This window comes from Streptomyces bambusae, from assembly GCF_020532645.1.
GTDB lineage: Bacteria > Actinomycetota > Actinomycetes > Streptomycetales > Streptomycetaceae > Streptomyces > Streptomyces bambusae.
In genome coordinates, this window is the sequence record NZ_JAJAUZ010000013.1 from 137,002 (window position 1) to 150,136 (window position 13,135).

13 protein-coding genes and 1 pseudogene are annotated in these 13,135 nt (G+C 74.4%); 6 read left to right on the top strand and 8 right to left on the bottom strand.

Going from position 1 to position 13,135, the window contains the following annotated elements; genetic code table 11:
• Positions 1-69 precede the first annotated feature (69 nt).
• Entirely contained in the window at positions 70-1,344 is a 1,275-nt protein-coding gene (locus tag LG634_RS12235) for a M14 family zinc carboxypeptidase (protein ID WP_226733765.1), read from the top strand.
• Positions 1,345-1,349: 5 nt separating this feature from the next.
• On the opposite strand, the gene LG634_RS12240 is transcribed toward LG634_RS12235, so the two are convergent.
• Positions 1,350-1,586 (bottom strand): hypothetical protein, encoded by a 237-nt coding sequence (locus LG634_RS12240; RefSeq protein WP_226733766.1) that lies wholly within the window; start codon positions 1,584-1,586, stop codon positions 1,350-1,352.
• Positions 1,587-1,690: 104 nt separating this feature from the next.
• Between LG634_RS12240 and LG634_RS12245 the strand changes: the two genes are divergently transcribed.
• Together LG634_RS12245 and LG634_RS12250 are read left to right on the top strand one after the other, a co-directional pair.
• Positions 1,691-2,530 (top strand): helix-turn-helix domain-containing protein, encoded by an 840-nt coding sequence (locus tag LG634_RS12245; RefSeq protein WP_226733767.1) that lies wholly within the window; start codon positions 1,691-1,693, stop codon positions 2,528-2,530.
• Entirely contained in the window at positions 2,527-2,721 is a 195-nt protein-coding gene (locus LG634_RS12250; protein ID WP_226733768.1) for a DUF397 domain-containing protein, read from the top strand. Before LG634_RS12245 ends, LG634_RS12250 begins: the two co-directional genes overlap by 4 nt.
• A 76-nt stretch (positions 2,722-2,797) precedes the next feature.
• Here LG634_RS12250 and LG634_RS12255 read toward each other — a convergent pair whose 3' ends face one another.
• Positions 2,798-3,652, bottom strand: a complete 855-nt coding sequence (locus LG634_RS12255; RefSeq protein ID WP_226733769.1) for an aminoglycoside phosphotransferase family protein — start codon at positions 3,650-3,652, stop codon at positions 2,798-2,800.
• Between the two features lie 51 nt (positions 3,653-3,703).
• On the opposite strand from LG634_RS12255, the pseudogene mgt reads away from it, so the two are divergent.
• Both mgt and LG634_RS12265 read left to right on the top strand, forming a co-directional pair.
• Positions 3,704-4,941 (top strand): annotated as a pseudogene (gene mgt / locus LG634_RS12260) (macrolide-inactivating glycosyltransferase).
• A 121-nt stretch (positions 4,942-5,062) separates the two neighbouring features.
• Positions 5,063-5,653 (top strand): DUF1697 domain-containing protein, encoded by a 591-nt coding sequence (locus LG634_RS12265; RefSeq protein ID WP_226733771.1) that lies wholly within the window; start codon positions 5,063-5,065, stop codon positions 5,651-5,653.
• Here the strand turns inward: LG634_RS12265 and LG634_RS12270 are convergent.
• Genes LG634_RS12270 through LG634_RS12280 form a run of 3 tightly spaced genes read right to left on the bottom strand, consistent with a single transcriptional unit; the run spans position 5,631 to position 9,421 of the window.
• Positions 5,631-7,034 (bottom strand): sensor histidine kinase, encoded by a 1,404-nt coding sequence (locus LG634_RS12270; protein WP_226733772.1) that lies wholly within the window; start codon positions 7,032-7,034, stop codon positions 5,631-5,633. The two genes, LG634_RS12265 and LG634_RS12270, sit on opposite strands and share 23 nt — an antisense overlap.
• Positions 7,035-7,081: 47 nt before the next feature.
• Entirely contained in the window at positions 7,082-7,780 is a 699-nt protein-coding gene (locus tag LG634_RS12275) for a response regulator transcription factor (RefSeq protein ID WP_226733773.1), read from the bottom strand.
• A 48-nt stretch (positions 7,781-7,828) separates the two neighbouring features.
• Positions 7,829-9,421 carry an alpha/beta fold hydrolase gene (locus LG634_RS12280; RefSeq protein WP_226733774.1) on the bottom strand — a complete coding sequence of 531 codons (1,593 nt, stop codon included), beginning with the start codon at positions 9,419-9,421 and terminating at the stop codon, positions 7,829-7,831.
• Between the two features lie 186 nt (positions 9,422-9,607).
• On the opposite strand from LG634_RS12280, the gene LG634_RS12285 reads away from it, so the two are divergent.
• Positions 9,608-10,633 carry a ketopantoate reductase family protein gene (locus LG634_RS12285; RefSeq protein ID WP_226733775.1) on the top strand — a complete coding sequence of 342 codons (1,026 nt, stop codon included), beginning with the start codon at positions 9,608-9,610 and terminating at the stop codon, positions 10,631-10,633.
• Positions 10,634-10,663: 30 nt separating this feature from the next.
• Here LG634_RS12285 and LG634_RS12290 read toward each other — a convergent pair whose 3' ends face one another.
• From LG634_RS12290 to LG634_RS12300, 3 genes are read right to left on the bottom strand one after another with little or no spacing between them, the layout of a single operon-like run.
• Positions 10,664-11,425, bottom strand: a complete 762-nt coding sequence (locus tag LG634_RS12290; RefSeq protein ID WP_226733776.1) for a sirohydrochlorin chelatase — start codon at positions 11,423-11,425, stop codon at positions 10,664-10,666.
• A 7-nt stretch (positions 11,426-11,432) separates the two neighbouring features.
• A complete protein-coding gene (locus LG634_RS12295) occupies positions 11,433-12,314 on the bottom strand; it encodes an ABC transporter permease (protein ID WP_226733777.1) in 882 nt (293 codons plus the stop codon).
• The gene (locus tag LG634_RS12300; RefSeq protein WP_226733787.1) at positions 12,301-13,092 is read right to left on the bottom strand and encodes an ABC transporter ATP-binding protein; all 792 of its coding nucleotides are present in this window, start codon (positions 13,090-13,092) and stop codon (positions 12,301-12,303) included. The genes LG634_RS12295 and LG634_RS12300 overlap by 14 nt, the downstream gene beginning before the upstream one ends.
• Positions 13,093-13,135: the final 43 nt, after the last annotated feature.

Here is a 13,135-nt window from a genome sequence, read left to right on the forward strand (position 1 = left end):
CCGTCGCAGCATGGCAACAGGACCCGTCCGGGAGCAGTACGCGGCGCGTGCGAGGGGCACCACAACGGGGTGACCCTTTCCCGAGACACGCGCTATCCCACCGCGCACGAACTGGCCCTGACCGCACGGGCCCTCGCCGACGAACACCCGGGCCTGGTCCGGCTGCGGCGGGCCGGCACCTCCCGGGCGGGCCGCCCGCTGTGGGTGCTGTCCGCCGGACGGGAGTCGGTGCCCGCACCCGGCGGCGCGGGCACCCGCGACGTGCTGGTGGTGGCCGGTGCCCACGCCAACGAACCGGCCGGCGGCCCGACCGCCCTGGCGCTGGCCCGGCAGGTGGCCGCCGACCCCGCCCTGCGGGCGGGCGCCACCTGGCACTTCCTGCTCTGCGCCGACCCGGACGGCGCGGCCCTGCACCGTACGCCGCGGCCGTACACCCTGCTCGACTACCACCGGAACTTCTTCCGCCCGCCCGGGCCCGAACAGCCCGAGTGGGCGCCGTCTTTACTGGCCGCGGACCGGCTGCCGCCGGAGACCCGGGCCCTGCTGGAACTGATCGACGAGGTGCGGCCGGCCCTTCAGGTCTCCCTGCACGGCACCGACCTCGGCGGCAGCTGGGTACAGCTGACCCGGGACATACCGGGGCTGGCCGAACCGTTCGGGAAGTCGGCCGCCGAGCTGCGCATCCCGCTGGAGACGAGCGCCTCGGACGCCGCCGGCTGGCCCTCGCCGGGACCGGGGGTCTTCGTGATGCCGGAGCCGGGCGCCGACGGCGCCGGGCCGTTCCACCCCGAGGACACCCGGCTCAGCACCTGGTACCACGCCCACCGGTACGGCGGCACCACCGCGGTCGTCGAGGTCCCGATGTGGGCGAGCGACCTGGTGGACGACCCGGCCCCGCACCCCGACCCGCGGCGGGCCCTCGGCCTGCTGGCCGGCCGGCTCGACGCCCAGGCCCGCCAGGTCGGCACCGCACTGGCCCGGGTCCGCCCGGGACTGCCCGCGGACCCCGCGGCCGCCCGGCTGCTGCGCGCCGTGGACTGGACCCTCGCCCTCATCCCGCGGATCGCCGAGGAGTGGCGCACCGCCGCCCCGGCCGAGGCCAGCGAGGCGTACGTCGGTTCCATCGACGCCTTCGGCCGCCGCCTGGTGCTGCGCGCCGCCGCCATGCTCCTGCGTGCCGCCGGCCCCCGCGCCGCCCCCGATCTGGACCGCCTCCTCACCGACGGCTGCGCCGCCTTCGCCACCCACTTCGGCGCCCGCTGGGTCCCCCTGGCCACCCAGGTCGAACACCAGACCCGCACGGTGGTGGCGGCGTACGGGCTGGTGGCGGGGGTCCCGCGCTGACCGGGTCACGACCAGTCCTTCAAGGCGGTGTTGACCGGGGTGCCGTCCGTCCTGACGCAGTGGGTGTGCCAGTACGTGACGAGCGGGGGCAGGCCGTCCGGGCGGCTGCGCATCCGCCGCCGCACGAGGGCGCCCGCCGGTACGGGCAGCAGGCACCCGGGGCAGATCTCGGGTGTGCTCGTGTAAGTGCTGTACTCGAACCGGTCCGCCATGCAGTCGGACACTGCTTCGTCCCCGGACATCATCACTCCGTTCTGTAGTCATTCCGCTACCGAACGCGGACAGCGTGACCTAGAGTCGAAGGACCCTTCAAGTGAGCACATGCGAAGGAAGGTTCGGGGTCAACGTGGTCAACCGCAAGGAACTGAGGCCTGAGAGTGGACCTGCCGCGGCGTACGGGGCGCGAATCCGCGAGTTGAGAGAACTGCGGGGCTGGAAGCAGGAGGAGCTGGCCGCCCGCATGTCGTATTCAAGCCAGCACATCTCGGCCGTTGAAACTGCTCGCAAACCGCCAACCCTTCACTTCTCGCATAAAGCTGACCTCGTGTTCGGCACGACCGGAACGGCCGAGTCGTTTGAGCGCGAGTGGCGTGAGGCCCGGCACGGCGTCCTCCTCGAAGGGTTTCCGGAGTACGTGGTGCACGAGGGGCGGGCGGTCGAGATCCGCCTGTTCGAGATCGGCATCGTCCCTGGGCTCTTGCAAACGCCGGAGTACGCGCGCGTGTTGGCCAACAGCGCCGTGCGTCGAGGGGCGATCACGCCAGAGCAGGCCGATGAGCGGGTTGCGTTCCTTGCGCGGCGCCAAGCGGCGCTGGCGCGGCTCAACCCTCCGATGGTGTTCGTCGTGATGGACGAGAGTTGCATCTGTCGACCGGTGGGCGGTCCTGACGTGATGAGTGCCCAGCTGCAGAGACTGGCGGAGTATGCGGAGCTACCCACAACCGTGATCCAGGTGGCACCCTTCAGCATAGGAGAACGCCGCCCGTATGACCTGCCGGTCAACCTGCTCACGTTGCCCGACCGATCCCTCGTTGCGTACGCCGAGTCGCAAGCGCAAGGTCATGTGGACCGCGAGAGCGCTTCGGTGCTGCCGATGCTGACGGCCTACCATCAGCTGCAGGCCGAATCGCTGTCCCAGGCGGCCTCTGTGGCCATGATCAACGAGGTACGAAAGGGCGCCCCGTGACCGACTCTCCCGACTCCCTGCGCTGGTTCAAGTCCAGCTACAGCAACAACGGCGGAAACTGCGTAGAAGTCGCCTCGCTCGGGACCTCGCTCGGTGTGGTGCTGGTCCGCGACAGCAAGGTTCCGGACGGCCCGCGGCTGGCCTTCACCCGTGACGGCTTCGCCGGCCTGGTCGCGCTCGCCAAGGGCTAGACCCCGACCGCCGGATCGGCCCCGCTCGTATGCCTCGGAGGCGCACGAGCGGGGCCGTCCTGCGTCGTGTCCGGAGTCAGAACGCGTGCCAGGTGGACGCGGTGTCCGAGGTGCGGAGGGTGTTCACGCGGTGGTGGAACTCGGTCCTGGCGGTGGGGGAGTGGCGGATGTGCTGGGAGAGCCAGGTGCAGCCGGCGAGTTCCCTCGCGGCGCGTAGGACTGCGCTGCCGGGCCACTGGCGGACGTCCCAGCCGTAGGTGGCGGTGAAGTCCTCGTACGAGGCGTCCGGCAGGCCGTAGCGGGCGCGTTGGAGGTCCATGACGACCAGGTCGTGTTCGCGGAGGTCGACGGAGAAGGTTTCCAGGTCGACCAGGACCGGGCCGGCGGGGGTGACGTGGACGTTGCGGGGGAGGGCGTCGCCGTGGACCGGGCCCGGGGGGAGGTGGGGGACGAGATCGGCCGCGGCGGCCGCGAGGGTGTCGCGGCGGGTGCGGAGGAAGGCCGCGTCCGCGGGGGAGACCGCGTCGCCGGCGAGGCGGAGCCAGCGGTCCACGCCGCCGAGCAGGTCGCGCCGGGGCAGGGTGAACGGCGGCGGGTCCAGCGCGTGCACCCGGCGCAGCAGCGCGGCCAGGTCCCGGGGCCCGGCGGGGCGGACGGCGGGCGGCAGGCGGTGCCAGAGGGTGACCGGGTGCCCCGAGACGAGCCGCGCCTCCGGCTCGGCGGCCCGTACCGCGGGGACGCCCGCCGCGGCCAGCCACTCCGACACGGCCACCTCCCGCGCGGCCCGGGCCAGCAGCTCGGGGGCCCGGCCGACCTTCACCACCAGGTCCCCCGCCGCGAAGACCGCGTTCTCGCCGAGCGCGAGGAGCTCCGTGCCCGCCGTGGCCACCCCGGCCGCCGCGAGCACTTCCCGTGCGCGTGCCTCGTCCATGCCGGCCGTCACCCCTCGTCGGTCCGTTCCCGCAGCCCAGTCTCGCACCGGATGATCGAAAACTCTTGCAACGAGACGTCTCGTCTCGCTATAGTCCTTGCATGACCTCAGCGAAGCCCGCCCACATCGCCATGTTCTCCATCGCCGCCCACGGGCACGTGAACCCGAGCATCGAGGTGATCCGCGAGCTCGTGACCCGTGGCCACCGCGTCAGCTACGCGGTCCCGGAGTCCTTCGCCGATCGTGTCGCCGCCACCGGCGCCACGCCCGTGGTCTACCGCTCCGTCCTGCCCACCCGCCCCGAGGACTGGGGCACCGAACTGATCGACCAGCTCGAACCCTTCCTCGCGGACGCCGAGCAGGCCCTCCCGCAGCTCGCCGAGGCCTTCGCCGGCGACGAGCCCGACCTGGTCCTCCACGACATCACCTCCTATCCGGCCCGGGTCCTGGCCCACCGCTGGGGCGTGCCCGCCGTCTCCCTCTCCCCGAACCTGGTCGCCTGGGACGGCTACGAGGAGGAGGTGGGCGCGCCGATGCAGGCCGCCCTGCGGGCCAGCGACCGCGGTCGCGCGTACGAGGAGCGGTTCCGCGGCTGGCTCGCCGAGCACGGCATCAGCGGCACCCCCGACAGCTTCGTGGCCCGCCCGCGCCGCAGCATCGTGCTGATCCCGCAGGCCCTCCAGCCGCACGCCGACCGGGTGGACGCCGCCGTGCACACGTTCGTCGGCGCCTGCCAGGGCGACCGCGCCGAGCAGGGCGACTGGCAGCGGCCCGCGGACGCCGAGAAGGTGCTCCTGGTCTCGCTCGGTTCCGCCCTGACGCGCGAACCCGCCTTCTACCGCGCCTGCATCGAGGCCTTCGGCGACCTGCCGGGCTGGCACACCGTCCTGCAGATCGGCTCCTTCACCGACCCCGCCGAACTCGGTCCGGTCCCCGACTCGGTGGAGGTCCACCCCTGGGTGCCGCAGCTCGCGGTGCTCCGCAAGGCCGACGCCTTCGTCACCCACGCCGGCGCCGGCGGCAGCCAGGAGGGCCTGGCCACCGGCACCCCGATGGTCGCCGTCCCGCTGGCCACCGACCAGTTCGGCAACGCCGACATGCTGGTGTCCCTCGGCGTGGCCCGCCGCGTCGACAAGGAGCAGGCCGACGCCGCCACCCTCCGCACCGCCCTCCTCGACCTGCTCGCCGACCCGGAACTCCCCGTCCGCACCGAACGGATCCGGCAGGAGATGGCCCACGAGGGCGGCACCCTCCGGGCCGCCGACCTCATCGAGGCCGAACTCCCCTGACCGGCCCGGCACGGAAACCGGCCCCGGCACCGGCACGGACACGGAAACGGACACCGAAACAGGCACCGAAACAGGCACCGGCACCGGCCCCGATGTCGGTGCCGTCCCCTACCCTGCCGCCATGGCACACACGGCACAGTCCCGGGCCCGGCAGCCCGACGAGCGGTACGCGGCCCTGCTCCGCGGGATCAACGTGGGCGGCAGCAGAAAGGTCCCGATGGCCGAACTGCGCACCGTCCTCGAAGGGCTCGGCCACCGGGACGTGGCCACCTACCTGCAGAGCGGCAACGCCGTCTTCACCGCACCCCGGCAGGACCCCGGCGCCCTCGCCCGTGCCCTGGAGCAGGCGATCGAGGCGCACTTCGGCTTCGCCGTCGCCTGCCTGGTGCTGGACGGGGACCGGCTGGCCGAGGTGGCCGCGCAGTGCCCGTACCCGGCCGCCGAGCTCGAAGGCAGGCAGCTGCACGCCACCTTCCTCTCGGAGCAGCCCGCCGCCGGCCGGCTGGACGCGGTGGACCCCGCGCAGTACGCCCCCGAGGACTACCGGCTGGGCGACCGGGTGATCTACCTGTACGTCCCCGACGGCCTGGGCCGGTCCAGGCTCGCCGAGGCCCTGGCCCGCCCCGCCCTGCTCAAGGGCATCACCGCCACCACCCGCAACTGGAACACCGTCGCCAAGCTCGTCGGCCTCACCGCCGGCCCGGCGGACTGACCGCCCGCCCCCGCCCGAACCGCCGCCGGACCTCCGTACCGCCCGCCGCGGCCGGTGCGTACGGCGGGAGTTCGAAGCCGACCTCCGCGCCGCCGCCCGGTGCCGTCCCTGCGAACACCGTCCCGGCGTCGGCGGCCACGAGGTCGTGGACGATCGCCAGCCCGAGGCCCGAGCCGGGCACCGCCTGGGTCCGCGGCCCCCGGTAGAAGCGGCCGAACACCGCCTCCTCCTCGCCTGCCGCGATGCCCGGCCCCCGGTCCCGTACGGCCAGCTTGCCCCCGCCCACGGACACCGTGACCGGCGTGCCGTCGGGGCTGAACTTCACCGCGTTCCCCAGCAGGTTGTCGATGCACCGCTGGAGCGCCCGCGGCCGGGCCCGCACCGGCACCGGCGGACACGCCCCGTCCACGATCACCACCACGTCCCGGCCGGTCCGCCGGCGGAACCGCTGCGCCCCGTCCTCCGCGGCCACGAGCAGGTCGACGGCCTCCGGATCCTCCTCCGTGTACCGGTCGGTCGCCAGCTCCACCAGCTCCCGCACCAGGTCGTCCAGCGCGGCGGTCTCGGTGACCAGCGTGGTGAGGATCTGCTCCTCGTCCGCCGGGTCCAGCCGCCCGCGGGCCCGCTGGAGCAGCTCCGCGCTGCCGCGCACCGAGGTCAGCGGCGTCCGCAGCTCGTGGCTCGCGTCCTGGACCAGCTGCTGCTGCTGGGCGCGGGACCGGCGCAGCGCGGCCAGCATGTGCTCGAAGCTGCCCGTCAGCTGCCCGATCTCGTCCGGCCCGGCGGCCGGCAGCGGGGTGCCGAGGTCGTGCGTGGTGGTGATCCGCCGGGTGGCGGCGGCCAGCCGGCGCACCGGCCGCAGCACCCGGCCCAGCACCAGCCAGCCCAGCAGCGCGGCCAGGCCCACGGCGGCCGCCGTGGTGCCGGTCATCCGCCGCAGGAACTGGTCGTCCACCCGGGCCACCGCCGCGTAGCTCTGGCCGACCACGACCGCTCCGCCACCGGGCAGCGGCCGGGTCAGGAGCCCGTACTCGGTGCCCGCCACCACCAGGTCCGCACGGCTCTCGCCGCGCCCGGTCAGCGCCACCCGCCGCGTCTCCGCGGTGACGGGCAGCGCGGCGCGGCCGGGTGCCGGCGGGGCGACCGCGCCCGCCGCGGACACGTACCGCTCGGTCATGTCCGGCCGGGCGGGCGGGGCCAGCCCGGCCGCCCGGAAGGCGATCACGGTGTCCACCCGGTCGGCCAGGGACCGTTCCAGCTCGTCGGCCACCAGGGCGCTCACCCCCCGGTACGACATCAGCGCGGCCAGCGAGATGGCCAGCGAGGCCACCGCGACGACCACCAGGGTGGCCTTCGTACGGAGCAGCTGGCGGTGCAGCACCCGCGGCAGCAGGCTCCTCCTGCGCCGCGCCCGCGGTTCCCGCCGCCTCATGCCGGCCGGACCGTGTAGCCCACGCTGCGGACGGTGTGGATCAGCCGCGGCTCGCCGCCCTGCTCGGTCTTCTGGCGCAGGTAGCCGATGTACACGTCGAGCGAACGGGAGCTCGTGTCGAAGTCGTAGCCCCAGATCAGCTCGTACATCCGGGACCGGCCGAGGACCGTGCCCGGGTGGCACATCAGCAGCTCCAGGACGTCGAACTCGGTCTTCGTCAGGTCCAGCGGCCGCTGCCCGCGGAACGCCTGCCGGGATGCGGGGTCCAGCGTGAGGTCGCCGACCGCCAGCACCCCGCCGTCCGCGGGAGGTTCGGTGCGCCGCAGCAGGGCCCGGATCCGGGCGAACAGCTCCTCGGTCGCGAACGGCTTGGCGAGGTAGTCGTCGGCGCCCGCGTCGAGGCCGGCGACCCGGTCACCGACCTCGTGCCGGGCCGTCAGGACCAGGACCGGCAGCCGGTCGCCGCGCCGGCGCAGCATCCGGCACAGGCCCAGCCCGTCGAGGCCCGGCATGACCACGTCCACCACCGCCAGGTCGGGCCGCTCCCGCTCCAGCAGGCCGAGGGCCTCCAGGCCGTCGCAGGCCGTCAGCACCCGGTAGCCCTCGAAGCGCAGCAGCTGGTCCAGGGTGCTGCGCACCCCCGGGTCGTCCTCGACGACCAGCACCGTCCGGCGGTGCCCGGTTTCCTCAGTCATATGATCATCTTTGCGGTCGGCGGGCGCGGCCCCGGCACCGGGCCGCCGTCAGCGGCGGACCGGCGTGACGGCGATCGGCGGCAGGCCCCGCAGGCAGGACGTGTCACCCGGTCCACCGGTGCGCAGGAAGTGCGCGGAGACGCCGGTGACGCAGCGGCCCGGCTCCAGCTCGGGCACGTGCCCGGTGTTCCGCACCGAGAGGAACCGGGCGTGCACGAACTGCGCGGCCGCCTCCTTCCCGCTCGCGTCGGGCGTGTTGGCGTCCAGGTCACCGGAGAGCACCAGGACGGGTACGTCCGGCAGCGCGGGCCGGGTCGGCTGCGGCGCGGGCGTGTGCTCCCGGGGCCAGCCGATGCACACGTCACCGGCGTCCGTCGTGCCCTCGGTGAACCCCTTGGCGCTGAACGCCCCGTGCTCCCCGGGCCGCGCCGCTGCCAGCGCCGCGCCGTACTGCTGCCGGCGCACCGCCGGCGGGGCGTCCTTCGACCAGGCCCGCCGGTAGTCGTTGCAGACGACCGCGATGTACGGCGCCTGGTCCGCCAGGCCGGCCGACGCGCCCTCCTCCCGCACCAGCGTCCGCAGCGGCCCGGCGTCGCCCCGGACGAACCGGTCGAGGGCGTGCGGCAGCCGGCCGAGCAGCGAGGGGGCCGCCGGATCCGTCCCGACCTGCCCGCTGGCCGCCTCGAACAGCAGGTTGGCGAGCTTGTCCTCGGTGAACCGCTTGCGGTAGACGCCGTGTCCGGTGGTGACCGGCACCGTCAGCGGCGCCGTCCGCAGCCGGGCCGCGGCCGCCGCCAGGTCCCGTACCGCCTGCTCGCCGTCACAGGCCGCGGGCACACTGCGGGCGCAGATCCGCCGCAGGTTCAGCGACACCGCCTGCGCGCTCGGCCGGGCCAGCGGGTCCAGCCGCAGCGGGAACGCCCCGGACAGCACGATGCTGCGGACCCGGTCGGGGTGGCGGGAGGCGTACACGGGCATCAGGTACGTGCCGTACGACAGCCCGTACAGGCCCAGCTGCCGCACGCCGAGCCGGGACCGGACCGCGTCGAGGTCGTCGGCGGTTGCCGCCGAGGTGTAACCGGCCGCCTTCGGGCCGAGGTTCGCCCCGCACCGCACCACCGCGGCCCGCTGCTGCGCCCGGGTGCCGAGCCGGTACTCGGCGTCCGTCACCCCGCACGGGATGCGCTCCGAGCGGCCCGTGCCGCGCGGGTCGACGAGCAGCAGGTCGTGGTCGGCGAGCAGCCCTTCCAGGCCCCACGCGAAGGCCTCCGCCTTGTCGATCGCCGTCTCGCCCGGCCCGCCCGGGTTGACGGCCACCGTGCCCTGCGCGGGGCCGGCGCCGCGGTGGCGCACCACCGCATAGCTCACCTTGACCGTGCCGAGCCCGGGCCGCCCCGCCACCAGTGGGCGGTCCACCCGCCCGCAGTCCACCCGGTGACCGGCCACCTCCGGACACCAGGCGGGCGACGCCGCCGGCACCCGCGCCGCCGCAACGGCCGAGACCGCCGGAGCCGAGACCACCGGAGCCCCCGAGGCCGCAGCCGGCGCCACGGGCGCCACCAGCCCCGCCAGACCCGCCGTCAGCCCCAGCGCCAGGCCCGCCACCAGGCTCGCCCGCTGAGTCCTGTCCCCGTCCGCCATCGCGCACTCCCTCCACCCCGGAGCCCGGCCCACCCGGGTCCCCGCCGCTTTCACCTGCGGGCACCACGCTGCCGGTCGTACGTCGCAACTCCGGCAAGGGAAGCGCAAAACCGGGTAAGAAACGGCCCCGGCGCACCGCCGTCACCCGCCGCGGAGCAGACCGGCGCGGTGTGTCATGGTCGGGGCATGCGCTACATCATCATCGGAGCCGGCGCCATCGGCGCCACCCTCGGCGGCCGTCTCGCCGAGACCGGCAGCGAGACCGTCCTCGTCGCACGCGGCGCCCACGCGCAGGCCCTGCGCGCCGACGGCCTGCGGCTCACCACCGCCGACGCCACCCGCACCCACCGGCTGCCCGTCGTCGAGCACCCCGACGAGCTGGGCGCACTCCGCCCGGACGACGTCCTGCTGCTCACCGTCAAGACCCAGCACGCGGCCGGCGCCCTCGACACCTGGGCCGCCGCCCCAGTCGCCGGCGGCGGCACCGCCGCCCAGCGCCTCCCGGTGGTCTGCGCCCAGAACGGCGTGGAGAGCCAGCGGCTCGCCCTGCGCCGCTTCGACCGCGTCTACGGCATGTGCGTCTGGCTGCCGGCGGTCTTCCTGGAACCCGGCACGGTCTCCGCGCGGTGCGCCCCGCTCACCGGCATGCTGCACCTGGGCCGCTACCCGTCCGGCAGCGACGACCTGGTCCGCCGGATCGCCGCAGACCTGGAGCAGGCGCCGTTCGAAGCGCCCGTGGTCGACAACGTCATGGACTGGAAGTACGCGAAGCTGCTCGGCAACCTCGGCAACGCCGTCCAGGCCACCACCGGTCCGCAGCCGCACCCCGCCAAGTCCGCCCTGCTGCGGCGCGCCGCCGACGAGGCGCGGGCCGTCTTCGCCGCGGCCGGCATCACCGCCGTCTCGCCCGAGGAGGAGAGCGCCGCCCGCGCCGGGAAGATCGTGCCGCCCGCACCCGAGGACGGCAAGGTCGCCGGCGGTTCGTCCTGGCAGAGCCTGGCCCGCGGCACCGGCTCCGTCGAGGCCGACTACCTCAACGGCGAGATCTCCCTGCTGGGCCGGCTGCACGCGGTGCCCACCCCGGTCAACGACACCCTCCGCCAGGCGGCGAACATCTTCGCCCGCGAAGGCTGGGAACCCGGCTCGATGGACATCGCCGAACTCACCGCCCTCGCCGACGAGGCCGCGGCCCGCGCCGCCCGCAGGCAGTAGGGCCCGCCTTTCGGACCAGGCCGGGCCGGCTCAGGCCGACAGCGCGGCCGGCGCGGCCACCGCCGCGCGGGCCCCGTCGTAGCGCTCCAAGAGCAGCAGCGCCAGCTCCGGCGCGGCGCCCAGCACACCGGCGAGGGCATCCGCGCCGGCCGCGCGCGCCCCGTCCGCGATCCGGTCCGGGAGCCGCCCCGGGGCGATCACGTACGGGGCCACCACCACCCGGCGGGCTCCTTCGGCGCGCAGCGCCCGTACGGCGTCCTCCGTACGGGGAAGAGCAGCGGAGGCGAACGCAGGACGCACGGCACACCAACCGGTGAGCCGCCACTCCCGCGCGGTTTCAGCGATCACTGCGATCGCCTCCGGGTCTGAGGAACCGGCGGACGCGAGCACCACGCCGGTGGTCGAGCGGTCGGCCGGGGCCACGCCCGCCTCCGCCAGCCGCCGCTCCAGGGCCGCGACCAGCAGCGGGGACGGGCCCAGCACCTCGGTGCGGCGGACCCGCAGCCCCGGCAGCTGTTCGCAGGCCTCGGCCAGCACCGCCGGGATGTCGGCCTTCGCGTGGAAGGCCCGCGTCAGCAGCAGCGGCAGCGCCACGACCTCCCGCACCCCGTCCGCGTACAGCCGGGACAGGACCTGACCGACGGACGGCGCGTTGAAGTCGAGGAACGCGGTCTCCACGGCCAGCCCCGGCCGCAGCGCCCGCACCCGCCGGGTCAGGGCGTGGACGGTCGCCGCGTGCCGCGGGTCGCGGCTGCCGTGGGCGATGACGAGGAGGACGGGGCGCTGGTACACGGCCGGCTCACTTCACCAGCAGGCCGCGGCTGCGCAGCACCCAGCGCTCCACCGGGCTGAAGACCAGCAGGTCGATGGCGATGCCGACGACCAGGATCAGCAGGATGGAGAGGAACACGCCCGGCAGGTCGATGTTGTTGCGGGCGTTCTCCAGCAGCTGGCCCAGGCCCAGGCCGAGTTCCGGCGAGGACGCGATGATCTCGGCGGCCATCAGCGAACGCCAGGAGAACGCCCAGCCCTGCTTCAGGCCCGCCAGGTAGCCGGGCAGCGCCGCCGGCATGACGATGTGCCAGGTGCCCTTCAGCCCGGTGGCGCCCAGCGTGCGGCCGGCCCGCAGGAACAGCGGCGGCACCTGGTCGACGCCGGACACCAGGCCGTTGGCGATCGAGGGGACCGCGCCCAGCAGGATGACCGTGTACATCATGGCGTCGTTCAGGCCGAACCAGAGCACGGCGGGCGGCACCCACGCCACCGACGGCAGCGACTGGAGGCCGGACAGGATCGGTCCGATCGCGGCGCGCACGAACTTCACCCGGGCGACGAGCAGACCCAGCGGGGTGCCGATCGCCAGGGCGATCAGGAAGCCGAACAGGCCGCGGGAGACCGAGGTCCAGATGACCTCCAGCAGGGTGCCCTGCAGCCACATGTCGGCCAGACCGTCCCACACCGCGGACAGCGGGGGCAGCTTGGTCTCGTCGACGGTCTTCGTGGTGACCAGGAGCTGCCAGACGGTCAGGACCAGCGCCACCGCCACCAACGGCGGCAGCACCTTCTTGACCAGCACCTCGCGCACCGGCGTACGGCGCACCTCGACGGCGTCGAGCGCGTCGAGCCCGGCCTCCAGGCCGGCCAGGTCGTCCTGCTTCGGGGTGGTGTCAGTGCTGGCCATGGCGGCGGATCTCCCCACGCAGGTGTTCAGTGATCTCAAGGGACAGCTCGGCGACGTCCGCGTCCTCGATGCGGCGCGGCTGCGGGATGTCCACGGCCCACTCCTTGGCGACCCGGCCGGGCCGCGACGAGAGCAGGACCACGCGCTGGGCGAGCCGTACGGCCTCCCGCACGTTGTGCGTGACGAAGAGGACCGAGAGGCTGGTCTCCTCCCAGATCCGGGTGAGCTCGCCGTGCAGCACGTCCCGGGTGATGGCGTCGAGCGCGGCGAACGGCTCGTCCATGAGCAGCAGGTCGCTGGCCTGCGCGAGGGCCCGGGCCAGTGCGACGCGCTGGCGCATGCCGCCGGACAGCTCGTGCACCCGCTTGCCGTGCGCGCCGCCGAGCCGGACCAGCTCCAGCAGCCGCTCGGCCTCGTCGCGGCGCTCGGACTTGGGCACTCCGCGCAGCTTGAGCGCGAGTTCGATGTTCTTGCCCGCGGTCAGCCACGGGAAGAGGGCGTGCTCCTGGAACATCAGGGCGGGCCGGCCGCCGGGGGTCTCGATGGACCCCGCGGACGGCCGGTCCAGTCCGGCGACCAGGTTGAGCAGGGTGGACTTGCCGCATCCCGAGGCACCCAGGATGGTGACGAACTCGCCGGGCGCGACATCGAGGCTGATGTCGTCCAGGACGAGCTGCGTTCCGGCAGGACCGGCGAAGGACTTCGAGACGTGTGCGATGCGGGCGGCGTGCGACACCGTCGTGGTGCCCTCGGCAGCCGTGGCGAGCGTGGTGGCCATGGTCGTCACCTCCTGGGAACGTACGGGACCGCGGGTTATTCGG

Excerpts from the sequence above, each read along its gene's own strand:
- LG634_RS12285 (WP_226733775.1), top strand. The coding sequence starts at position 9,608 with ATGCGCTACATCATCATCGGAGCCGGCGCCATCGGCGCCACCCTCGGC.
- LG634_RS12280 (WP_226733774.1), bottom strand. The coding sequence starts at position 9,421 with ATGGCGGACGGGGACAGGACTCAGCGGGCGAGCCTGGTGGCGGGCCTG.
- LG634_RS12255 (WP_226733769.1), bottom strand. The coding sequence starts at position 3,652 with ATGGACGAGGCACGCGCACGGGAAGTGCTCGCGGCGGCCGGGGTGGCC.
- LG634_RS12295 (WP_226733777.1), bottom strand. The coding sequence starts at position 12,314 with ATGGCCAGCACTGACACCACCCCGAAGCAGGACGACCTGGCCGGCCTG.
- LG634_RS12240 (WP_226733766.1), bottom strand. The coding sequence starts at position 1,586 with ATGTCCGGGGACGAAGCAGTGTCCGACTGCATGGCGGACCGGTTCGAG.
- LG634_RS12300 (WP_226733787.1), bottom strand. The coding sequence starts at position 13,092 with ATGGCCACCACGCTCGCCACGGCTGCCGAGGGCACCACGACGGTGTCG.
- LG634_RS12275 (WP_226733773.1), bottom strand. The coding sequence starts at position 7,780 with ATGACTGAGGAAACCGGGCACCGCCGGACGGTGCTGGTCGTCGAGGAC.
- LG634_RS12265 (WP_226733771.1), top strand. The coding sequence starts at position 5,063 with ATGGCACACACGGCACAGTCCCGGGCCCGGCAGCCCGACGAGCGGTAC.